Here is a 22,097-nt window from a genome sequence, read left to right as displayed (position 1 = left end):
GGAATTGTTATTTGCCGATGCCTTCGGCCAGGCCACGGATGAAGTAGCGTTGCGCGGCAAAGAACACGATCACGATAGGCAGGGCCGAGATCGTCATGGCCGCGAACACCACGGCGTAATTGGTCCCGTGGGTTGCCATGATCGACGTCAGTCCAACCGGCAGCGTCTGCACATCCGAGCCGCTCGTGAAGATCATGGCGAAGAGATATTCGTTCCAGGCGAACAGGACGTGCAGGATGACGCAGGAGATGATGATCGGCCGGCACAGCGGCAAGGTGATGCGCCAGAAGATCTGACCCTCGCTGGCGCCATCCATCGTCGCCGCCTCGTCGATGTCTTCAGGCAGATCCAGCATGTAGGCGCGGATGAGGAAGGTGGTGAACGGCACCCGGAACGCCGTGTAGAGAATGATCAGCGCCCAGTAGGTGTTGTAGAGACCGAGCGCCTGCAACATCTTCACCAGTGGAATGATCGCCACCGTGGGGCTCAGCATCAGCCCGCCAAGAACGATGGCGATAACCAGCGGCTTTGCCGGCATCTTCGTGCGGGTCAGGCCGAAGGCCGTCCAGGCGCTGATCAGCACGGTGCATATGGCCGAAGCGACGGTCACCAGCACCGAGACTGTTACATAGCCACGCACGCCCTGGTTCCACGCCTGCACGTAGTTGTTCCACGCCCAATGGGTGGGCAGGGAGAAGGGATCGCCAAAGATCTGCGCATTGTCCTTGAAGCCGCTCAGCGCCATCCAGATCAGCGGATAGATGACAACGACACCGAGGCAGACCAGGAACGAATAGAGCAATGTCCTGGCGATGACCGACCACACATTGACGTGTCGGCCGCGACCGGCTGCGATCGTTGCGCTCATAGCTGCACCCGGCGGCGCTTGGTGTACCAGAGCTGTGCCGCACCTGTGAGCATGGTCAACATGAAGATGACGGCGGCAATCGCCGCGCCATAGCCGAAATTGTCCTCGATAAAAGCCTTCTGGTAGAGCCACGTGCCCAGCACCTGGCTGCTGTTGTTGGGCCCGCCCGCGGTCATCACCATGACCTCGTTGAACACCTGGAACGCGCCGGTGATGGTGACGATGATCATCAATCCCGTCATTTCCCGGGTCAGCGGAAAGGTGATGCTCCACAGGCGGCGAAGCGGACCGGCGCCGTCGATCGTCGCGGCGTCGTAGAGGTCGCGCGGGATCTTCTGGATGGCAATGGCAAACAGCAGCGTCGAATAGCCAAAACCCTGCCATTGGCTCATGGCAATGATGGCATAGATGGCGGTGTGCTCATTGCCGAGCCAGGGCATGACGAGCTGGCTGAGACCAACACGGCTGAGGGCTGCATCCAGCAAGCCGATCTGCGGCTGGTAGATGAAATAAAACACCAGGCCGGTCACCGTGATCGAGATGGCCGACGGCACGAAATACACCGCGCGCCAAAGGCGGCGCCAGCCATCGCTTTTCAGGTCCTCGATGATGGCCGCCAGCAGGAACGCGCCGAAGACCTGGAAGATGACGGAGATGATGGCGTAGAGGCAGTTGTTCCACAGCGCCAGCAACACGACCGGGTCATGCAGCAGCCGGTCGTAATTGGCGAGGCCGACACTGGTGACCTCGCCGGTGTAGATGTCCTGGTCGGTGGTGCTGACGATGAAATTGTCGACGATGGGATAGTAGACGAACCAGCCGATGAGGATGAGCGCAATCGCGGCCCACCGCAACGACAACAGATTGGCGAAGCGCGCCCGCCGGCTCTTTGGCCGTTGCGGCCTGGCGACGCCGCCAATCTCGGCGCCGGTGTCCACTGTGTCCCAGGCCCTTGACATGGTTTGCTTTATTTGGCCGCGGATGCGGCTTTGCGCACCTCGTCCATCACTTGCTCGGGCGTCATCGAGCCGCCCGCCAGCGCCTGCAGGCTGGACAGCCAGACGGCGGCGACGCGCGGTGGGTTGGCCGTATCCAGCCAGGGCATGAGGTATGAGGCGGCGTTGATATCCTTGAGGCCGTCGACCACAGCCGCGCTCATGTTCGATTCCGAGGCGCCGCCGATGGTGGCGCTCGGCTGGCCATAGGGTGGCGCGGAAAGCACCTGCGCGTTTTCCTTCGAGGTCACGAACTTCATGAATTCGATCGCCAGCGGGATGTTCTTCGACGCCGCATTGATCATGTAGCCCTCCGGCGCGCCCTCGATAGACTTGGGGTCACCCTTGGCGCCGCCGGCCACCGGCAGCCGGAAGAATCCGAAATCGGCGGGCTTTAACGCTGACTCCGGCGTGGCGGCCTGATCGAACTCGATGATCTCCTGGTAGTACATGGCCGACTGCGCGTTGGTGAAGGCCTGGAGAGCCGAGGCATAGGATGTGCCGTTGACGCCGGCGCCATCGGTGCAGCGCTCGACAAGCTGGCTGAACTGCTTGAGTGCTGCGATATAGCCCGGATCGCTGTATTGGGCGGTGGCCGGATCGAAGTCCCGTTCCAGCGTTGCCTGCGGCACGTTGTAGGCGAGCAGCTGGCCTGCAAAGTGTATTGCCGGCCAGGCCTCCTTGTTGCCGAAGGAGATCGGTGTCGCGCCGGATTTGCGGATGGCGTCGCAGTTGGTCAGCAATTCCTCGAAAGTGGCGGGTGCCTTGAGGCCGAGCTTGGCGAAGATCTGCTTGTTGTAGCCCATGAACTTGGCGTCCTGGTAAAGCGGAATGCCATAGAACCTGCCGTTGTATTCGAACGCCTTGACGGCGGCCGCAGACAGCGACTTGCCCCACTCGGTATCGGGACCAATGACGGGCGTGAGATCAACGGCGCGATTGCCGCGCACGAAATTGCCGCCCCAGCTGCCTGTCCAGGAGAAATAGATATCGGGCAGCGAGTTGGAAGCGACCAGCGTCTTGGTCTTGCCCTTCACGCTGTCGTCGCTCTCCTGGATAAGTTCGACCTTCACATCCGGATGGAGCTTTTGAAAGGCCTGCGCCAGGTTGACGAAATAGGGTGACAGCTGTTGCAGCCCGAACTTGGTCAGGACCGACAGCGTGCCGGTGTATTCCACCTTGGCGGTGGGGTCGGCCGCGACAACCGGCGAAGCGGCGGAACTGCCGCCTATCGACAATCCCAATGATGATACAGCGGCCACCGTGACCGCCACGACTTGCAGCGAACGTTTCATAGATAGCTCCTTCAGAGGTGAGAGGGATCAATATTCAACGCGTTTGTAGTAGCGACGGGTGGTCAGCGGGTGGTTGCGCAGCACCTCGAGATGGGCGCTCAGCCGCTCGAGCAAGGTGGCGAGCAGAACCGGCGAGATCATGCCGCGGACTTTTGCGGAGATGCCCGGCAACTTGACCGAGGCCGCATCCAGCGTGCGAACGCGGTCCGTGTAACGCCTGGCGAAGTTCTCGACCCGGTCGGTCAAGGGCCGAAGGGCATCCTCGCCCTTGAACACGAAAACGCTGACGCCCGGCTCGACCAGCTCGAGCGTACCGTGGAAGAAGTCGGCGGCGTGCACCGGGCGGGTGCGAATCCACTGCATCTCTTCGAGGATGCACATGCCGTAATAGTGTGCCTGCGGCCACACCGAGCCGGCGCCGGTGAAGATGTGATAGGTGTCGTCCTTGATCGTCTGGGCCAGTTCGGCCGCCTTGTCCTCAAAGGCAGCCTTGGCGTCGGCAAGCAGGTCCGGCAGCAGTTTGAGTTCGGCGACAGTGCCATCAAAATCATCGTATTCGCCGCGCTCTTCCAGCAGGGCCAGGACGATCAGCAGCGTCTGAAGGTAGAAGGATTCCGACGAGGTGTCGTCTTCGGCGAAGTTCGTGAAATTGTGGTCAGCCTCCCGCGCGATCGGCGTATCCGAATGGCCGGTAAGCGAGATCGTGCGCACGCCGCGTTTTTTCAGGAAGGCCATGAGCTCGACGCCTTCCTTGGTCGTGCCCGACAAGGACGGGATGACCACCACGGCCTTGCTGTCGAGACCGGCGGGCGGATCGATCACGACCTGCGCCGGATAGGCACCGCTCACCGGGAATGTGGAACAGCGCTGCGCCAGCTCGATCGCTGGCAAGGTTAGAAGCTGCACGCCGCCGGTGCCCATGAAAAACAGCCGCTCGACGCCGTCCGCCCGCAGTGTGCGCATCAGTGAGCGGACCTCACCTGCGACGGCGACGGCCCCGCTTTGGATCTGTACGAAGCGGTCCCTATCGAAGTTCAGCATGACGTTTTCCTTGTATTCGCATGCGACAGGCCTCTGCCTCGCTTCAGGCATCGGTGTGCCGTCCAATTCGTTTTTCCGTTGTGAGATCGATCTCACAAGCAATAATGGGCACGCAATTTCGCCAATGGCAAGTCCTTGAGACGAAATTTTCCGGAAATGAGGAATCGCCGATTAGCGCATGGTACGCCGGGCAACCGATCCGCGCACGATCAAGCGAGTCTGAAATCGGGTACGCCGCGGTGCAATCTTTTTGCCGGCCAGCCGCTCCAGCAGGTATCTGGCAGCGAGCGGTCCGATCTCTGAGATGGGTTGCGCCACGACCGTTATCTGCGGATCGGTGAAGGTGGCGAGATTGAAGTCATCGAATCCAACCACCGACACATCATGGGGAATCGAGAGCCCCATTGAACGCAGGCCAAGAAGCGCGCCTTGCGTCATGAGGCTGTCAACCGTGAACAGTGCGGTTGGACGATTGCGCCGGCTGAACATGCGGATCGTGGCTTCGATGGCATGCTCGACGGTCGAGCGCGATATGCCGATGAGCGCTTCATCGATTGCGATCCCATGCGACTGGAGTGAGTTTTGGTAGCCAGCCAGGCGCTCCTGTGCCGTGAAGATGCGTGACTCGTCGCGCAGAAGACCGATTCGGTCGTGACCATTGCTAACGAGATAGTCCACTGCCTCGCGCGCCCCGCCCTCGTTGTCGACGACGACGCTGTCGCATTGCAGATCCTTTACCACGCGGTCGATGAGCACGATCGGTGCGCCTTCGCGTGCCAGTTGCACGATGTGCTCGCTGTCGGTCGCAGACGTTGGGGCAAGGATGAAGCCACGAATGCTGAGCGAGCGCAGGCTCTCAAGCAATTCTTTTTCCTGTTCTACATTCTCCTCGCTGCTGGCGATAAGGAGATTATGGCGGTGCTTGCGCAGTTCCACCTCGATGTCGTGAGCGATTCGGGCGAAGAAAGGGTTCTGTATGTCGCCCGGCACGAAGCCGACGATCGGCAACTGTCCACTGCGCAGGGCCTGGGCAACGAGGTTCGCCCGATAGCCCAGTCTTTCCGCCGCCGCCAACACGCGCAGCGCCGTCTCGTCACCAACGTAGCCATAGCTGTTGAGCGCCCGAGCAGCTGTCGCGCGCGATACGTTGGCTGCGGCAGCCACGTCTTTGAGAGTGATCCCCTTCTGCGTCACGGCTCATCCTCTTGCGACCTGCACATTGCGTCAGATCACCATCCCGGCTCGTATTGGCTGGCATCTTTGTGCGGCATATCGGCTGATTCGCAAACTGCGAACATAGCAGGCGCGATTTCTTGCGATCCTTTTCCACGCCTCGCATCTCTTCAATCCGTGTTGACGAGTGACGGGTTGGCGCAAGACCGAAGTCAGTCGCTGCCCTGTCGCACGGTCTCTACCGCCAACGACCCACCACGTCACCTCCGGGCCAGAGGACGGCGACGGCGCGCGCCGGGCCATGCAGATCGCGATTGCCCAGGCAGGGATTTCGCCACGCGAGGTTCGTCATCTCAATGCGCATGCGACCTCAACGTCTGTCGGCGACCTGGGTGAGATCGAAGCGATCAAGAGCGTGTTCGGGCGCGATTTCGCGATAGCTGTCAGTGCCACGAAGTCGGCGACCGGACATTTGCTCGGAGCGGCCGGTGGGCTTGGTGCGATCTTCGCAATCCTGGCGCTCAGGGATCAGGTCGCCCCGCCAACCCTCAACCTGGGCCAGGCCGATGCGGCCGGCGACGGAATCGACTTCGTCGCCAACGCACCCCGGCCCATGGAGATGGAGTACGCGATCTCCAATGGCTTCGGCTTTGGCGGCGTGAATGCCAGCGCCCTGTTCAGACGCTGGAACTAACCGGTGGCCAGACGTAGCCATGACCAACGCCCTTTGCCACGGCCTCTCATGCTTTTCCCAATCCGATCCAACGCAAAGAAGGATATGATTTCCATGAACAAGACCAATCCCGGCGTCGCCTTGGTGACAGGGGCATCATCGGGTATCGGGCGCGCTACCGCCGACGCCTTGCTAGGCGCCGGCTTTCGCGTCTTCGGAACCAGCCGTCGCACGGCCTCCCGGCAACCCGCCGGCGTGACCATGCTGACCTGCGACGTGACCGACGACGCGTCCGTTGCGACGTGACCATCACCGCCTCCACGGAAGGCGACAGCGTTCCAACTCGCGTTGGAAATCCGTGTTCCGAACACAAACAAAAAAGCCCGCCACCTCTCGGCAGCGGGCAGTGTAGGTCCCTAGGATCACCCCGCGGTAGCCAACGTACACCCGGCCTCCCCAAAAGGAAAATGTTAGATATTGCTGATGGATGATTCGCCGACTTGTTCGACTGAGCGCCTTTGGCTAGTGGCGAAGCGATCCCGGTCCTTGTTTATGGGCCATCAACTTGATGTGGTCGGCTGCTTCATCTGCGGTGTCAAAGGGCGTTGCTGTGGTCGTCCCATCAGCGGCCAGTATCACAGCCAGGAACGGAAGGCCGATCAGGGGCGGTGCGTAGACAACGAACGCTGGGCGGGCTTTTTCATCGCCCATTTAGCACGATTGTTGGCCAGTCGGAACCCGCTACCCCATTCACGGCAGCAGCGGGCGTGTCCAAAAGAGGACGTGCCGGGACGGGCGGTCCCTGCAAGCCATTAGCATTGCCTGATGTTCCATCAGAGGTGGGCCCGCACGCTTGGGGACGATGCGGGCCCGGCCGAGGGTTGGCTCGACCAGCAGCGCGCGGAGGCGCTGCCGCCATGGGAACCAGCCTTGAATTAGCAGGTTCCGCTGATCTTCAAAAAATGAGCCCGCCACCTTTCGCCGGACAATTTCCTGCGCAGATCATCTAGACTAAGCTTCATGTCTTGGTTGACATCGCGCATTCCATCAGCAGCGCTGAACTTGTTGACTCCGGCCTTCGGGAGCGCGTAAGTCGTGGCTCGCGCCCCCGCGTCCAGGGCGCGGTTTTTACCGACAGAGGTGCCAAAGTGGACGTCAAATATACCAATGCTCGTGAACACTTCTTCACTGCGATCCGGTCGTTAGCAGCCTCCACGGACAGCATTCAGGCGAGGCTGATTGAGGCAAACGTAAACATCCTGAACGTCACGATCGATGAATTCGACGGCGACCGCGAACTCAAAATCAAATTTGCAAAATTGCTGGACCTTCTGGCGATTGATCAGGATGACTTGGAAACGGTCGCCGTTGAGAACGCGGCGCACATGACTGACTTCGAAGCTGTGAAGGTTGCTGATCTGATCTGCGATTTCTATTACGAGATCACCTAGGTTCGTCGTGTGGCCACCTCGCTCTACACCAACCAGCAACCGACCTCAGCCCTCTCCAAGTAACAGTGACATGTAACCCCATGTATCTTGCTCTTGACGCTTGCCCCCGCTATGTTCGGGATTGGACGCGGTGTGGTCGACGGGAGATGGGGGCATCACTCGTACGGCCCGGGCTCAGGCAAGCTACCGCGTCCGCACGCTTTCCATGTAGGCCGTTACTGCCCGTCCGGGCGCTCCCGCCGAGCCGGCGGGCTTCCCGTTAAGACGAGATCAGCTCAGTCCGACGTAGCCGGACATGTCTGCTCGTGGCGGCGATCTGCCCTTCCCGAGAGAGGGTGACAGTTCATTCCGGAGACATGGTTACACTTTCGGCCCTTTGCAAGGAGAGCAAGGTGCCTTGGAAGGAGTGTAACGTCATGGAAGAGCGGCTGAAGTTCATTGCCCGGCTGCTGGACGGCGAGAAGATGGCGGTGCTTTGCCGCGAGTTCGATATCTCGCGCAAGACCGGCTACAAGATCCTCACACGCTACAATGACAGTGGCCTTGAGGGGCTGACGGATCGATCACGCCGACCCCCGCCACGCCAATCAGCTTCCGTTTCAAATCGAGAAGCTGATTGTGCGCCTCAAGCAAGACAAGCCGACCTGGGTGCGCCAAAGATACGCGAACGGTTGGCCCGGCTGTATCCTGACGTTCACCGGCCTGCGATCTCGACGGTGCATGCGGTTCTCGACCGCCATGGCCTGGTCGAGCGCCGCAAGCGAAGGCGCAACAGGGCGATGGGAACACCACTTTCAAACGGCTATCGGCCCAACGATCTGTGGTGTGCCGACTACAAAGGCGAGTTCATGCTCGCCGATCGGCGCTATTGCTATCCGCTGACGATCACCGACTTCGCCAAGAGATGCTGGCAGCGGTGCGCCGGCCTTGCCCTCAACGCCGTCCCATAGCGCCTGCCGCTTTCGGCAATGAAGGTGGGAGAGTTGAAATCAGCCGTTCAGCAGATCAGCGGTCTATCCGCTCGCATTCATCAAGTAGGCCACCAAGCTCCAGGCAGAGATCGACGCGGCCGAGGCTGTTGGCCTTGTCGTCAATCCCCATGCGTCGGTTGTAAGCCGACACGGTGTCCTTCAATTGGGACACCCGCCGGCCTTGTGACCGCTGGAATAGGCGAAACCCGCGATGCAAACACTTGCGGTGATTGCAACGGCGGCAGTCTTGGAGTTCATTGGCATTCTCGCCTTCGAATCGACTTGGGGAGCGATCAATGGAAGGACAGTTTGACTGAAATAGCGGCGCGGCTCCAGATGCTCTGGAAGGTTTGGGCTCCCGCAATCGGCCTCGGCGTTGCCGCCGCCATCGGGATGATTTGGACCGTTTATCTGCCGATAGTTGGGCTTCGCCATCTGCTCGGGTACAATTAGACCTAACCTCTATGGCCCAAAATTCTTAGCCTAACTGATGGCTTCACCTAGCACGCCACCCACCACAATGTCGCGCCGCGCTGTCTGTGTGGCGAGCCCGTCCACCGCCGCAACGACCGTTGGGTGATCGAGCACAAGCGTGCCCTTGGCTTGCAAGGCCCGGACGTGAACACCAACTGCGCCCAGCTAATTTAGCTTGCGGCGAGCTCAAGACCCACACGCAGGACTTGCCGAGGATCAGGAAGGCCAAGCGTCAGCAGGCCCGGCACGAAGGCACAAAAAAGCCGGCGCGAGGTTTTCAGACCCCGGCCGGCGTGTCGTTCGATTGGAAGGCTCGGCGGTACATCCAAATCCGAAACTCGCGGGGGGCCTGGCATGCGAATAGCCGGGACGTTGCGCTTCCATTAGCTTGAGCGCATATTTCATCGGCCTGTGAGCCTACCCGTAAGCTGGTTGGGCGGCGACTTTGGAGGTGAACCATGCCCATGTATCTCTCCCGATTCAGCTATACGCCCGAGACATGGGCGCGCTTGATCCAAAATCCCGAGGATCGACGCGTCGAAGAGACGATGGAAGCCCTTGGGAAGGCGAAGTCCATCCGGTATCGCCCGCCGGCATCGTAGAGGGCATCCCAGAGTCTAGCCAGCGCGCGTTCCGCACCCCCGCCGTTTGTCGACATCCTTCGCCAGATCCAAGACCATTAGCTTTGTCCTTGGCGGTCAGCCTCTCACCCCTTCTTCGCAAAAGCCCAGACCATCAGCGGGTATTCCTCGTCATTGCTCAAATCCCGCCACAGGCCGTAGGCGCGGACGGGGCCGCCGATATGGGCCTTGGCGCAGGCCTTGTTGCCCCAGCCGTGGACCTTGACGTTGGCTTCGGGGAAGCCGCCCTCGACCATCAGCTGCTTGAGGCCGGCGGGGGTCCATCTGTTGTAGTCGTGCGGCCTGGCGTGAACGCGAAACAGGAAAGGTGTCGCATCCGGATCGCTACCTGCTGTCCGCCTCGCCGTCGGCTCGAACAGGCCGCATCTTACCTCCGCAATGGGCGGGGCAATACTGCCGTCGGCGCGTTCTCACCACGGGCTCGACCCCGTTTTCCAATCGCTCATCCGGTGACCTGGAGCCAGGTTGAGGCAGCCATCCGTCCAGATGCCTTCACGATCGACCGTCCATTCAGGGCAGCCGTTAAAAAGGCGGCGTGAGCGCAGACCCCGCAAACCAAGATTCTCGCGCGGGGCAAAGACGGTGCCCGCGAACGATTGATCACATCATCCACTTGCCGGACGGTCGAGTTCAATCCAAGCTGGCGCATGATCACTCGGCTTTTCCCAGCCTCGCACGTCGGCGTCAATGCCGGCGTCACGCAACCTGTCCGAAAGTGATGGGCTGACCAGAAGATGATCCATCCGCAGGCCGGAGCTTCGATCGTAGCCGCCCTGGTAGGCGAAGTTCCAATAGGTGTAGACGCCTTTCTCCGGGTGGGTGCGGCGGACGCCATCGATCCAGCCGCCATCAAGCATCTGGGCATAGGCTTGCCGGCTCTCCGGAAAATAGACTGCATCGCCCAGCCAACGTCCCGGCACCACGGCATCGATCGGGGTGGGCACGACATTGTAGTCGCCGCAGAGAATGCTAGGGATATCTTCCCTGAGCAGCAGCTGGCCGTAGCTGATCAGGCGGTCGAACCAGCGCAGCTTATATTCGAATTTCGGCCCAGGAGCGGGATTGCCGTTAGGCAGGTAAAGGCAACCGACGACGATCCCATCGACCTCGGCTTCGAGATATCGCTGTGCGTATCATCAGGATCGCCCGGGAGCCCACGACGGCGCTCCAGCGGCTCTTTTCCACGAGCGAGTATGGCTACGCCGTTGTAGGACTTTTGCCCGTGCCAGATCGCGCCGTAACCGGCGTTCCTGATCGCCCCCGCGGGGAACTTCTCATCCGGTCTTCAATTCCTGAAGACACACGATGTCATAGTCGGTCTGACCGAGCCACTTGATGAGCACGGGCAGGCGACCGTTCACACCGTTGACGTTGAAGGTTGCGATACGGGTCATCAGGATCTCTCTCCAAAACCCTTCACGGTACTAACGTGAAAGGCTCGGCAATCGATCCCTCACCACGCTGCACAGGAAGTTGTCAGTCGCCATTGTAGGACTTTGCGGCCTCGCCAATCCGTCGTCAAAATGGTGGGTTTCCTTGACCCTTGGCATTTCGACCCCAGGATGCAGGGAAAGGTAGGAAACGTAGTGAGGTAGTCCGCCCTTTTTGCGAACTCACCACAAAGTAGTCGACTTGCGAGACCATACGCGCTCATGCTTGACAACGGATTTGACGTGAAGCCGAGCGACGTCGATTTGTTCAAGTAGAAGAAGCGGGCGTAGATAGTTTCACGGCCGGCCAAGGTGTGGGCGAGCTTCTTTGTCACCCCTAAACCGCTCAGCAGGAATTCGCCCGCATCGCGATCGGCCGCGGGACTGGCGAACAGCTGATTGGCTTGGGCTTCTCGGCGGTGCGCCGTCTGCCGACGCAACTTGGCGGCTTGTCATGTCTCTACGAACAACTAACATTCCGGCGCCGGCCTTGCATGGAAGCTGCCTTGCGAACGCGTTTGCGTTCGGCAATATTCAGCTGGGGTATTGTATTTCATTGAGATGGCCATCGGTGCCCCGTCGTGTCGCCTTCGTCTGCATAGCATGAACCTGAACTCGGCATCAAATACTCGGGGCCGGCCTTCTGCCAGCCACGCGTACATGACGCGGCGCTCCTGATGGAAGCAGTGCGTACTCAGATAAATATATCAGTCCTGGCTCGACGATCCATTCCCATAACGCGAGAGATTTCACATCGAAGCGACCGTCAGTGAGACGGGGAGCAATACCCATGTAATGATACCGTTGCCCGAGTGTGTCCACAACGACGGCGAAGATAGGTTTGCCCGCAAGGGACCCCACAATCTCGCATTCGCTAGGCGCGACTCTTTCCGCTACGGAAAGTATAAACCCATCGGCTAGGTCCCTGCCCGGCTCTTCACCCAGCCCAGTGATTTCGCGCGTTGTCGCTTTCCAGCCCATTGCCTTCTCACTCGCGCAATGCCCGCCCCATTGCCGCATAGACCGGAGCGCTAAGATACTCCCAAGCCGACCTCGCTCCGGTTGCGATCATGACCTGCGTGCCCATCCCAGTCTGCAACGCTGGACCTGCTTTCAAGGACTGAGGGCTCAAGATGATTCGAGCCGAATAAAAAGCCCGCCCGGTCCGAGAGTCTATCAGCGTGTTTGCTGAAAGGGTGTGAACGTCGCCGATCATTGGGCGCTGATAACGCCTGCTGACTGCGCTGAGCCAAACGGTCGCAGGGAGCCCTACCTTCACCTGGTCTACGTCCAGGGGATCAATGCTTGCGATTACTACGAAGTTATCCTCAAGGGGCACTATATCCATCAACGCATCGCCTGCAGCTATCACGCCCCCGATCGTGTGCACCTTCATCCCCACAATGGTACCCGCCATGGGCGCGCGTATTTCGGTTCGCATCCTCACGTCATCGGCAGCAGCCATCCGCTGCGCGGATTCATATATTTTGGCATGCGCCACCCCCAGCTCCTCGACAATGTCGGCAGCTGTGGATGCGTTAAGTTCAGCGATCTTAAATTTCGTTTCCTCCATTTTCTGCCTGGCGACTCCAATCGACGCCATGTAGCCGCTTAAGGAACCCCCGACATCTGCCTTTTCGGTCTCCAGATCTATCAGGCGCGTCCTCACTACTAACTTCTTTTCATACAATGCACGGACATCGGTTAACTGCTCCTCGATAAGTTCAAGTTTTTTGGCAGCAGCTGTCACCTGCCCTTCAAAGCCTTTTATCTCCATCTGCAAGCTCCCGGTCGTCTGCTGCAGCAGGGAAAGTCTCTCGCCAAGAAGGGTTCGGCGCGTACGAAAGATGCTCTCCTGGCCCGAGATAGCATCAGCTGCCAGTTTGCCGGGCTCTTTTAGCTCAGACGGAATTTCGATTGAGTCCTTTCCGTCTCGCTCGGCGATCAGACGCGCCTCGGCAGCCTTCGCCTCGTACCACTGCGCCTTAATTTCGTTGGCAGCGGCTGTCGAAGCAGTGCTCTGCAATCGCACAAGGACCTGGCCTGGAGATACGCGCTCGCCCTCTTGAACCATTATTTCGGACACGATCCCGCCTTCGAGATGTTGCACCGTCTTAACATTCGAGGCCACCTCCACTAACCCGTTAGCCACGATAGCGCCCTGAATGGGAGCAGCGACAAGCCACATGCCGGTCAGGGTCGAAAAGGCCGCGATTATAACAAAGCCCAGGATAACGAAGCTCCTGCCGAACGGCGCGGGATCTTCGCCGGATTGTTTGGTGCCAATGACGGGCGATGCTGTCATTTGACGCTCCGTAAATCGGCTTTCTCGGGACGACCCCGACGCTCCGAAGGATCGGTGAGTTCAGGCGTGCGGCCGCCCAGGATCAGCGTCCGGTCCACAAGTCCGGCAAGGCGATTCGACTGCCCCGACATGGTGACAACGACCGAGCATCCCGATTCTTTCATGAGTTTTACGGCCGCTTCAAGGGTCCTTCTCGAGGAACCGTCTAAATTGGCGAAAGGCTCGTCCAGCACAACAATTCTCGGCGCGCGAAACAATGCCCTGGCAAGCGCTATTCGTTTCCGTTCACTGCCGGACAGACCGACCGAGTCATCAAGCACAGTGTCGTAGCCTTGGTTCAAGCGAATAATAACGTGGTGAATGCCAGCCATTTTTGCCGCGGAAACCACGTCGTCGATGGAACTCTTTTGAAACCGGGCAATATTCTGTGCGACTGTTCCCTCGAACAGTTCGACTTGCTGTGGCAAATAGCCGATAGCTTCGGATCTGACGGAATCCGGAAGCCGGGTGACGTTCATGTCACCCAGTCGGACCTGTCCGGTTCGAGGCTTGAGCAGACCTATCAGAAGGCGAGAGAGTGTGGTCTTGCCGGTGGCAGCGCGACCGACGACCAGCAGCAACTCGCCCGGCGCCAGCGAAAGGGACAGCTTCCTGAACACGTCCTCCCGGGATCCCGCATGTCTAAACGCAATTTCATCAAGAATTAATGTGCCACGCGGAGTTCCCGGCATCAGCGACGGTTCGCCGTCCGACGGCTTGACAAGTTCCGCCTTGATCTTGGCATATCCTTCGCGCGCTTCTCGAAGGCCTCTGAGTTCCCCAACCGCTTTACCCACCATTCTGTAAGCGAAGTTGGCAATAAGTCGGGCCGCAAATAAGCCACCGAGCGAGGCCTCGTTGTTAAGGAACAGCCATATGCCGGAGGCCAGCAGAATAATGTAGAGGCCACGGTTAAGCACTCGGATTGCGGCATCAAGGCTCGATCCCCACGCATTAAGCCGGTCTCGCTGCAAGAAGCCGTCCACACGGTTCCTGCTCCAACGGCCGGCGATTGCGTCCGCCATTGCGAAGGCACTGACAACGTCTTTGTGCCTTTCCGCGGAAACGAGCACCTCTTTTGCCTGCTTGACGGCATCGCGTTCAGCTTGGCGGGGTTCTCGTGTGAGCTTTTCCTTCAACAGGCTCATGCAAACCAGCAAAACGGTGGCTGCCGTCGCAATAAGACAGAGAACCGGATGAATGAAGTACACGCACAACAGGAAAATGGGCGCCCAAATTACGTCCAACCAAGCAGACAACCCGCGTTCGACAAAGCCGGAGACCTTCTCGATGCTCAGCAGAAGCGGCGGATTGGCGACTCCTGACGTCAATCCGGCTTTCACCGACTGGCTGGTCAACTGATGCTCGATCCAGACTCCCCAGCGAGAAAGCATGCGGCGACGAATAGTTTCCAGCGCGACACCAGCTACCAGCGCAAGTAAGGCAGCAGAGGTCAATATAACAAGGGTTTCCACACTGCGGCTGGAGATAACTCGATCGAATATTTGTATGAGGTAAAGCGGGCCGGTAAACCGGAGGGCATTGATGAACACGCTAAATGTCATGACAGCGGCGAGACCGGGGATCGACCTTCGCCACATGTCGCTGAGGGGCGCGCTAAATCGCCGCCTGCTTCGCATGTTCATCAGCACACTGTCTTTCACGCCCGTCCTACGCTCGTATGCCTGTCAGGCTCGTTAAAAATTCCGGAAAAATTCATAACTCTCGCGTCAAGGTCCTCTTGAGCATTCACCTCGCTTGGTTCAAGTCCGATTTGTACGGCCGGCTCAAGCAGACGTAACACCCGGCCGCCTCCCAAAGCCGGCCAAGCTTCATTCACCAGACTGGACATTTGACTTGCCGGCAGCGGAGGATACCCGAGTGCCTGCACGATGCCGCTTATCGATGACTGGAGTGCACCATGACTTTTCGCCAACACAGCCGCCTCTATAAGTTCTGCCGGCGCCTGCACAGACATCAATTTGGGGATAGAACTTTTGGTCCGTCGCTTGGGGAGATTGACCGAGACGCTTCCATATGGGCTGGGCCAAATTGCCAGGTTGCTGTAGGCACCGTCTCCCAGCTCCGCGAGTATCAATTCACGCGCGACCTTCGCCAAGAAATCGATCCGCAGTTGGTGAGAGTGGGCACGATCCTCACCATCCGGCAGAGTTGTCTCCGATGATTCAGCTATACGGCGAAGATACGGGTTATTGCTCTGCCCATTAGACAACTTTTCTGCAGCCCGGACTCTCAACACCGGGTTCAGTGCGCCGTCCTGGAGTTCCCATGGAGAATAGACGTGCAGTCCGGTGGCCTCCTCAGCCTCTCTGACGCCGAGCGGCGAACGGCCAATTCTGCCACTGATGGCCAACACCTTGTGACCGGCGGCTCGCAGTGTATCAACGCCACACTTTGCTCCCATCGCATCGTAGGAAGCGAATATTGTCCCCAAAGCCATGCTACGAAACGATTCAGCCAGAATTAGCTCTGAGGTTTCCTTCTGCTGCAATCCGTCGGCGATCTCGATGACAGCAACGTCACATCCGGTCTCGGCTGCATGATTTAACAGGCGGAAAGCGCCCTTTTCAACCAACTCAACCGGCGCAAGATACGTTGTTGCAAACCCTGCATCAGTAAAGTCAAGAACAACGTCCGCACCAGCGTCTCGCACAATCCAGGTGTCACCGCCGGACCCTGTACCGGTGATTTTCAATGCAGCAACCTTAAGCCCCAACTTCTTGAATCCTCTAACCAGCGACGTGGCCGTCAGCGTCTTTCCGGCATTCATAGAAGTTCCAAGGGAAAGAACGATTGGTAAGGAAGGGCGCAAGTCGTCGGAGCTTACCTTATAATCCCACACGTTTAGCCGGCGACCGAACTTATCGCCGATCAGGCCGAGGGGGGTAATCTTTGTTGGAGGAGCCATCCGATCATGCCTGGAGAGCTCGCAAGCAGCGATCCCTCCCCCAGCTACCAAGTCACACGGCCCAAGATCGGGCCCAATTGTGGCCTCGAACTGGTCGGGTGCGTATCGGTTTCCATAGCAGAGGATTATCTCATCCCCGGGAAACATAATCGCCTTCCTGCCATTGATGAGCTCCAACCTGCTATGGTTGCCGAGTTCGTCCACTCGAGCCAGGACAAGGTCTCCTGCGACAGGCTGTAAAGACCCATTTATGAGCGTGCGCATATGAGAGGCCGCGACGCGACGAGTGGCGAATGCACGCTTGGCTTTCTTCATGCGCCCGCGCTGAATTCTACAAACAGACATGATAACACCCCAACGCTACTGAAGTTTCACAGACATTACTTTTTTTGTTAAACTTTTATTTAATTTTGTTTAGGCTCATTCCAAGCCTCTGCTGTTTTTTTTCGTTGCGTTAATCATTAGCTAACCATAATATAACGGCGGGTTGCACGCAAGCACGATGAGGGTCTAGACCTCCAAGGCCGGACCGGAAATGTGAATTCTGGGATAATGCGGATGGTTAAAGCATGCCAAACCGAAGAGTTGGGTCCATTTGAGGTAGCCGGTTTCAAGACATTGTCCGGGCTCAACATGTATAATGCAAATACGGTTGTTAAATTAACCCTGAATTTAGGTCAGATGGCGACCGCTCGCGTTTCCAGTTTTTCTCCTACGGCCCGCTCCGGGCTTTATGAACTGTTCCCGCAATGTGATCAGGATGTTGTGGTGCCCTCGTATTTGGCAGATGCAATCCTGGCTGCGGATCTTGAGCTTCGCCGCGCAATGAATTTCTATTCGTTTTCGATGGAGTCATCGCGGGTGAGCGGTCCGGACGAGGGCAATCCCGTGATCGTTTGGGAGTCTGACGACCCGCAGATGTCGCGCGCGGCTGCGGCGGCTGTCATTGAGGCGGTCGGAGAGGCCGCACGAGACGGGGATGCGTCAGCGAAGTATTCCGTTGCCCGCGAACTGAATCTGGAAAGAGCAAAGAAAAGGCGTCTTTCAAATTCGACCGCTGTTCTGGTCGCCGCAGCCAAGAGAAATCGAATCCCCTTCGAGTTTGTCGCCCGCAATCACCTCCGCCTCGGCCAAGGTAGGCATCAGAAGCAGCTTTTCTCCACGATATCGGGATCGACGTCGTTTGCCTCGGCAAAGGTGGCCTTGGACAAAAGGCTGGGCAACAGGCTTTTGGCGCAGGCAGGCATACCGGTACCTCGCCAACTTACTGTCCGCAGCAAGGCAGAGGCAGTCGCCGCCGCTAAACATTTGGGTAGGACGGTTGTAGTTAAACCCGCTCAAGCAAATCAAGGGCGCGGAGTTACTGTCAAACTACGGGGACGACGCGCCGTCGAGGCAGCGTTCGACATAGCCCAATCGGAGCGCTGCGGGGTGTTGGTCGAACAGTTTGTCGCTGGGCCCGAATATAGAGTGACAATTGTCGATTTTTGCGTCGTGGCGGCGGTCCTGTGTTGCCCGCCCGAGGTAACCGGTGACGGCGAAAAGACTCTGCGCCAGTTGGTTGATGAGTTAAATCGAGAACCCGACAGGGACGGGAGGCGTCTATCGCGTCTGGAAGTTGACGACGAACTTCTTCGGCACCTGGCCCACCATCGTCTTTCATTGGCGTCCGTGCCCATTGCTGGGCAAAGGGTGGTTCTGCGACCGAACGGTCATCTCGCACGCGGCGGTGTCCCAGTCGACATCACCAACTCCGTCCATGCGGATAATCAGAAGTTATGCGAGCGCATTGCCAAGGTCATAGGCCTCAGTATTGCCGGAATAGATCTAATCATGCCCGACATTGCGCAATCTCACAAAGAGGTCGGCTGCTCTGTCATCGAGGTGAACGCACGACCAGGGATCGAGTTTCATCTTTGGCCGCGGGCCGGCACGGCAAGAGATGTGAGTGAAATAATCCTGGCAAATATGTACAGCGATGCAAAATCATCCGAAGTCGCTACCGTACTCGTTATTGGCGACCGGCATACCGGCATGGCGGCAAAAGCAATCGAGCATAGATTACATGCAGAGGGACGAAGTACCGGCCTTCTGTCTAAAAGAGGAGCATATATCAACTCCGTTCCGCAAGAATTTGCCCAGCGAATAAATCCGCAGATGTTGGCCAGGGATCCTTCTTTGGAAGCCCTTATTTACGCGGCCTCTCCGGCAAGAATCTTGGAAAATGGGCTTGGTTTGGGCACTTGCCACGCCATTTCCTTGACGGTGACCAACGAAGAGAATCGCGGAAGCCTTGAAGTTCTGGCCAAGACGGTGCTGAATCACGCCAACCGCGGATATTTCATCGTTGACAAGGAAGACATTGTTTCAAGGCACGCATTGTCGCGCATGCCGTCTGAAAAATTAATTCTGACAAGCACCGACACTGAGCTTGGGTCTGACTTGAGAAGCCATCTGCAAGGCGGCGGATTGGCTGTCTCGCTGCGATGGAGCACCGACGGTTCCGGCCCTAAAATGGCGCTTGTGTCGGTCTCTGGCGAGCTTGTGGCGGAACCTGCCACCTTTGCGTCGCGGTCCCCGCAGCTCAGGGGCGCAATGCATGCAATGGCGGTTTCATATCTGGCAAAACGGGATGGCTGGTTCGATGAGGCAGCGTCCCCACTTTCTAATCAGTCCCAAGCGAACGCAGTTCAACCGCAGAGAGAAGTGTCTCTGCTTGAGTAAAGGGAGTAACGCTTATGAATACTGTTTCAGTGACTACCACACCAAACGTTTCGGAAGGTGATGCAGCCGCACTAGTTGCCCTAACTCTGCAACGCCAGAGGAACAAGACGGGGGAACCCCGTACTCGCGTAAGGATGTCCTACAAAACTTTCAGGCGCCTGACCGGACGGCGCACCGGTGGCGCGAAGTTCGTCAGAGAATTCTCCGCAAAGATGGTGAACCTGGGTTGGCTGATGGTCCGAATGCCGTCGGCGTTGGGTTTCGTGCGCGCGACGTCCGTCGACAAATGGCCCCGCACAAAATCGAACTTGGTGGCGAAAGAACTCAAACTTATTGACGATGGAGCTTTGGAGGAGGCTTTGAACATTGCTCGGCAAGAACTGGGTGAACCCGGTCAGGCGGGCATGTCACTAAACGGTCATAGCGCGCCTGTTGTGAAAGGACCAGCTGCGAAGGACAGGTAGGTAACGTTTGCAGCTTAACACCAGCAGGCGACTGGCTTCGGAGTACGTTAACTTGGGCGGACGGCCGTGCTAGGCAACCGGGGCGCGAGTTCGGCTGGGAATAACCCTGCGATGTTTCACACGCCAGTACTTGAGTTGACGCGGGTGCTCATTAGCCATCCGGTGCGCGCTCATCTCACACTCGCCGCCCCGCGTCGACAACGGGGTGGAGTGGAGCTGCACCATTTTGCGCAATATAAGTTTGCCGTATCGGTGCTCGACACAAGAAGAACAGCTACTTATTCGAGGGATTTAATATGGCGACTGGCTTCGTCTACCTTTGGGAGTCCTGCGACTCGGACTTCACTGGTGGCCGCGTGCAACTAGCCGAAGTCGAATTGCCTTATCTTTACCAAGATGCCGACAGGCAACGACTGCGCGGGCGGTACGTCGACGTAATCAGCCATCAAGGCGTGAAGGCGCCCTGCCCGTCAGGTTTAAATGGCGCTGCCTTGGCCGGGCCGGACGGTAACTTTACGTTCAAACCGTTTGGCGGTGGAAGTTGTTATGGTGAGCAGGAAGGCCGTGACGCAGCCACGCATTTCGGCCAGGTCAACGTCTATTACCATGTATCCTTGGTGAGCCACCGCGTGAACGAGGTGCTTCGTTCACTTGGCGCGCGGCCCTTGCCCAAGGTCAGAGCTATCGTCAATGCACAACAGTTAAAAAAGAAGGGAAGCCCTGAGGCCATCCGCACGGTGGTACCGATCAGGGATACTAAGTACCGGTACCCTGCGATAATGGAAAATCTCGATGATTTTTCAATCCCCCTCTGCGGTGAACTGCTCTTTGGCCCGGGCCGCGAGGTTACCACGGAAGGGTGGCTGCCGCGGATTTCGGGCGGCGCTTATTTGTGCGATCCATCCCACGATGCCGGCATCATATACCAGTCGTTCGGACTTCATGTTGTGCGCCACACCGCCGACGTGCAGGCCGACAGCTTGCATGCTCCGCGGGTTGCATTCAGCAGACCGACCGCCCTTGAGGTCGCGGCGAGCATGTACTTGGCGGGCGCAATGCTCTCTACCCCATATATCTCGAGCTGGCATGTTCTTCACGATGCCGAGTTCGTGCCAGCGCACAGCCTCGCCAACGACGCCCAAATAGACGATACCGAAACAGCGCCGCAAGAGGCTCTCGTCGCGCAGGCCGTCGCAGCGGCATTATGGGATCTGCATAAGGCACTTCCTCAGGACAAATCTGTCTGCATGGAGTTGATCCTTGGGGCCCTTTTGCACCTCGGGCGGCTTTCTGACAGCCCGTACGCACCTTCCCGGATTCCAACCAGAGCGATCAGATCATCGGCACGAAGTTTTGCCTCGTGCTTGCTTCATACGGACCAAGTAAGGTTCGGCGGCTATCACGAAGAGCTGATCCGAAATGTCCTCGAGAGGCGCGGGATAGGCTTTAGTTCATACGTGACTAGTATGTTGCTGGCCCCCTTGGTTCCGCCTCTCGCCTATAGCCTCAGGGAGTCGGAGGCAGTGCGGGGGCATGTTGCCAAAATTCGCGATAAGTTCGCGGAGGTGATAATTCCGGATGATGTTGATCTAATCGACCCGGACAAACTCGAGTCATTCCTATTGTCATCCGGCACCGCCCCGTACCACCTAGCAGCGGTCGGAGATGTGATGACTGGGATGCGGATGCGGCATAGAATCCGCAGGTTCGGCACAGACTATGCCTTCGCATGGGTCAGGCCGGTCTTTAAGCGCACGGCCCTGATAACCGGGAACCTGGAAGGGCCATTCTCCAGCGTCACTGAGAAGGCAAATACCACTCGAAACTATTCATACAAAGTCGATCCCCGAACGGTTTCTGTCCTGCGCCGCGCCGGTTTTGCTGCAATGACCATCGCGAACAACCATATTCAGGATTGTGGCCGCGATGGCGTTATCGAGACTTTAGATACCTTGGAGAGACACTGTATCAAGCCGTACGGTGGCGGAAAAAACCAGGACGTTGCGCACAACCCGGCGATATACGATGGCACAGATATTCGCATCGGGCTGCTGGGTTATTACTGGAACCGTCGAACGGCGGCTCGTAGCGATCTCCCAGGGTCGGCACAGGATCTGCCCGACCTGGTGGAGCGGGATCTTGCGCGACTGCGTCCGCTGGTCGACCGGATCGCCGTGATGGTACATTGGGGTGTGCCTTACCAGCGCGAACCCACCGAGGAAGACCGTGTCAAAGCACAATTGTTCATTGACTTGGGCGCCGACGCGGTAATTGGACACCACCCGCATATCCTTCAGCCGATAGAAATATATAAGCGCCGGCCTATATTATACAGTATTGGAAACTTTTCTTTTGGATCAGGTAACAGCAAAGGTGAATCTATATTGCCTTGCTTTCGTTTCAGACAGGAAACAATAAACTTGGACATCTTTCCAATATACGTCCAAAACAGAGATCCACGTCTGGATTATCAACCTAAGATAATGGGAGGGAATGCCGGGCGAGCTACAATCGACCGGCTGATTAACATGTCGCCTAGCCTGATCGGTGCGATTGACGAAATTCAAGATCGTTGCTTGAGAATATCAATACCGTCCCTCTGAGATGTTCATGTGTCAGACCGC

General features: G+C 58.0%; 17 protein-coding genes and 4 pseudogenes. 9 read left to right on the top strand and 12 right to left on the bottom strand.

Annotated features, from left to right (window positions below):
- Positions 1–7: 7 nt before the first annotated feature.
- The 5 genes from NKH95_RS17185 to NKH95_RS17165 all read right to left on the bottom strand — a co-directional run bounded on the left by NKH95_RS17185 (position 8) and on the right by NKH95_RS17165 (position 5,393).
- Positions 8–868 (bottom strand): carbohydrate ABC transporter permease, encoded by an 861-nt coding sequence (locus NKH95_RS17185; RefSeq protein ID WP_352679840.1) that lies wholly within the window; start codon positions 866–868, stop codon positions 8–10.
- The gene (locus tag NKH95_RS17180) at positions 865–1,827 is read right to left on the bottom strand and encodes a carbohydrate ABC transporter permease (protein WP_352892099.1); all 963 of its coding nucleotides are present in this window, start codon (positions 1,825–1,827) and stop codon (positions 865–867) included. The genes NKH95_RS17185 and NKH95_RS17180 overlap by 4 nt, the downstream gene beginning before the upstream one ends.
- 8 nt (positions 1,828–1,835) lie before the next feature.
- Positions 1,836–3,158 carry an ABC transporter substrate-binding protein gene (locus NKH95_RS17175; RefSeq protein ID WP_352760981.1) on the bottom strand — a complete coding sequence of 441 codons (1,323 nt, stop codon included), beginning with the start codon at positions 3,156–3,158 and terminating at the stop codon, positions 1,836–1,838.
- A gap of 27 nt (positions 3,159–3,185) precedes the next feature.
- Entirely contained in the window at positions 3,186–4,199 is a 1,014-nt protein-coding gene (locus tag NKH95_RS17170) for an SIS domain-containing protein (RefSeq protein WP_352679849.1), read from the bottom strand.
- A 171-nt stretch (positions 4,200–4,370) separates the two neighbouring features.
- Positions 4,371–5,393, bottom strand: coding sequence for a LacI family DNA-binding transcriptional regulator (locus tag NKH95_RS17165; protein ID WP_352760979.1), 1,023 nt, complete (start codon positions 5,391–5,393; stop codon positions 4,371–4,373).
- Positions 5,394–5,625: 232 nt separating this feature from the next.
- Between NKH95_RS17165 and NKH95_RS17160 the strand changes: the two are divergent.
- The 4 genes and pseudogenes from NKH95_RS17160 to NKH95_RS17145 form a co-directional block, all read left to right on the top strand.
- Positions 5,626–6,066, top strand: a pseudogene (locus NKH95_RS17160) (beta-ketoacyl-[acyl-carrier-protein] synthase II); the annotation flags it as partial.
- 93 nt (positions 6,067–6,159) lie between these two features.
- Positions 6,160–6,345, top strand: a pseudogene (locus tag NKH95_RS17155) (SDR family NAD(P)-dependent oxidoreductase); the annotation flags it as partial.
- A 725-nt stretch (positions 6,346–7,070) separates the two neighbouring features.
- On the top strand, positions 7,071–7,496 hold the full coding sequence (locus tag NKH95_RS17150; protein WP_352760978.1) for a hypothetical protein: 426 nt from the start codon (positions 7,071–7,073) through the stop codon (positions 7,494–7,496).
- A gap of 416 nt (positions 7,497–7,912) precedes the next feature.
- Positions 7,913–8,446: a helix-turn-helix domain-containing protein gene (locus NKH95_RS17145; protein WP_352798032.1), complete on the top strand. Its 534-nt coding sequence runs from the start codon at positions 7,913–7,915 to the stop codon at positions 8,444–8,446.
- Between the two features lie 55 nt (positions 8,447–8,501).
- Here the strand turns inward: NKH95_RS17145 and NKH95_RS17140 are convergent, their stop codons facing one another.
- Both NKH95_RS17140 and NKH95_RS17135 read right to left on the bottom strand, forming a co-directional pair.
- Positions 8,502–8,630, bottom strand: coding sequence for a hypothetical protein (locus NKH95_RS17140; protein ID WP_352760975.1), 129 nt, complete (start codon positions 8,628–8,630; stop codon positions 8,502–8,504).
- A complete protein-coding gene (locus NKH95_RS17135; protein WP_352760974.1) occupies positions 8,627–8,902 on the bottom strand; it encodes a hypothetical protein in 276 nt (91 codons plus the stop codon). Before NKH95_RS17135 ends, NKH95_RS17140 begins: the two co-directional genes overlap by 4 nt.
- A 497-nt stretch (positions 8,903–9,399) precedes the next feature.
- Here NKH95_RS17135 and NKH95_RS33460 point away from each other — a divergent pair, with 497 nt between their 5' ends.
- Complete coding sequence (locus NKH95_RS33460; protein ID WP_502895244.1) at positions 9,400–9,543, top strand: GYD domain-containing protein; 144 nt, start codon at positions 9,400–9,402, stop codon at positions 9,541–9,543.
- 104 nt (positions 9,544–9,647) lie between these two features.
- Here the strand turns inward: NKH95_RS33460 and NKH95_RS17130 are convergent.
- A pseudogene (locus NKH95_RS17130) lies at positions 9,648–9,896 on the bottom strand (SAM-dependent methyltransferase); the annotation flags it as partial.
- Between NKH95_RS17130 and ligD the strand changes: the two are divergent.
- A complete protein-coding gene (gene ligD, locus NKH95_RS17125) occupies positions 9,777–10,121 on the top strand; it encodes a non-homologous end-joining DNA ligase LigD (RefSeq protein WP_502895247.1) in 345 nt (114 codons plus the stop codon). The pseudogene NKH95_RS17130 and the gene ligD overlap by 120 nt on opposite strands.
- Positions 10,122–10,187: 66 nt before the next feature.
- Here ligD and xth read toward each other — a convergent pair.
- From xth to NKH95_RS17105, 4 genes and pseudogenes are all read right to left on the bottom strand, one after another.
- A pseudogene (gene xth / locus NKH95_RS17120) lies at positions 10,188–10,976 on the bottom strand (exodeoxyribonuclease III).
- A 1,024-nt stretch (positions 10,977–12,000) separates the two neighbouring features.
- Positions 12,001–13,317, bottom strand: coding sequence for an HlyD family type I secretion periplasmic adaptor subunit (locus NKH95_RS17115; RefSeq protein WP_352760971.1), 1,317 nt, complete (start codon positions 13,315–13,317; stop codon positions 12,001–12,003).
- Complete coding sequence (locus NKH95_RS17110; protein WP_352760969.1) at positions 13,314–15,020, bottom strand: type I secretion system permease/ATPase; 1,707 nt, start codon at positions 15,018–15,020, stop codon at positions 13,314–13,316. Before NKH95_RS17110 ends, NKH95_RS17115 begins: the two co-directional genes overlap by 4 nt.
- Complete coding sequence (locus tag NKH95_RS17105) at positions 15,017–16,600, bottom strand: hypothetical protein (protein WP_352760966.1); 1,584 nt, start codon at positions 16,598–16,600, stop codon at positions 15,017–15,019. The genes NKH95_RS17110 and NKH95_RS17105 overlap by 4 nt, the downstream gene beginning before the upstream one ends.
- Positions 16,601–16,843: 243 nt before the next feature.
- Here NKH95_RS17105 and NKH95_RS17100 point away from each other — a divergent pair, with 243 nt between their 5' ends.
- The 3 genes from NKH95_RS17100 to NKH95_RS17090 all read left to right on the top strand — a co-directional run bounded on the left by NKH95_RS17100 (position 16,844) and on the right by NKH95_RS17090 (position 22,076).
- Positions 16,844–19,009, top strand: a complete 2,166-nt coding sequence (locus NKH95_RS17100) for an ATP-grasp domain-containing protein (RefSeq protein ID WP_352760964.1) — start codon at positions 16,844–16,846, stop codon at positions 19,007–19,009.
- A gap of 134 nt (positions 19,010–19,143) precedes the next feature.
- The gene (locus tag NKH95_RS17095; RefSeq protein WP_352892094.1) at positions 19,144–19,473 is read left to right on the top strand and encodes a hypothetical protein; all 330 of its coding nucleotides are present in this window, start codon (positions 19,144–19,146) and stop codon (positions 19,471–19,473) included.
- Between the two features lie 296 nt (positions 19,474–19,769).
- Positions 19,770–22,076 (top strand): CapA family protein, encoded by a 2,307-nt coding sequence (locus NKH95_RS17090; protein ID WP_352798025.1) that lies wholly within the window; start codon positions 19,770–19,772, stop codon positions 22,074–22,076.
- Positions 22,077–22,097 lie beyond the last annotated feature (21 nt).

This window comes from Mesorhizobium sp. M0848, assembly GCF_040319805.1.
GTDB lineage: Bacteria > Pseudomonadota > Alphaproteobacteria > Rhizobiales > Rhizobiaceae > Mesorhizobium.
This window is presented reverse-complemented; position numbering and strand designations above follow the sequence as displayed.

Coding starts and splice junctions, on each gene's coding strand:
- NKH95_RS17185 (WP_352679840.1), bottom strand. CDS start 868: ATGAGCGCAACGATCGCAGCCGGTCGCGGCCGACACGTCAATGTGTGG.
- NKH95_RS17180 (WP_352892099.1), bottom strand. CDS start 1,827: ATGTCAAGGGCCTGGGACACAGTGGACACCGGCGCCGAGATTGGCGGC.
- NKH95_RS17175 (WP_352760981.1), bottom strand. CDS start 3,158: ATGAAACGTTCGCTGCAAGTCGTGGCGGTCACGGTGGCCGCTGTATCA.
- NKH95_RS17170 (WP_352679849.1), bottom strand. CDS start 4,199: ATGCTGAACTTCGATAGGGACCGCTTCGTACAGATCCAAAGCGGGGCC.
- NKH95_RS17145 (WP_352798032.1), top strand. CDS start 7,913: ATGGAAGAGCGGCTGAAGTTCATTGCCCGGCTGCTGGACGGCGAGAAG.
- NKH95_RS17135 (WP_352760974.1), bottom strand. CDS start 8,902: ATGGCGAAGCCCAACTATCGGCAGATAAACGGTCCAAATCATCCCGAT.
- NKH95_RS33460 (WP_502895244.1), top strand. CDS start 9,400: ATGCCCATGTATCTCTCCCGATTCAGCTATACGCCCGAGACATGGGCG.
- NKH95_RS17115 (WP_352760971.1), bottom strand. CDS start 13,317: ATGACAGCATCGCCCGTCATTGGCACCAAACAATCCGGCGAAGATCCC.
- NKH95_RS17105 (WP_352760966.1), bottom strand. CDS start 16,600: ATGAAGAAAGCCAAGCGTGCATTCGCCACTCGTCGCGTCGCGGCCTCT.
- NKH95_RS17100 (WP_352760964.1), top strand. CDS start 16,844: ATGGTTAAAGCATGCCAAACCGAAGAGTTGGGTCCATTTGAGGTAGCC.
- NKH95_RS17095 (WP_352892094.1), top strand. CDS start 19,144: ATGTCCTACAAAACTTTCAGGCGCCTGACCGGACGGCGCACCGGTGGC.
- NKH95_RS17090 (WP_352798025.1), top strand. CDS start 19,770: ATGGCGACTGGCTTCGTCTACCTTTGGGAGTCCTGCGACTCGGACTTC.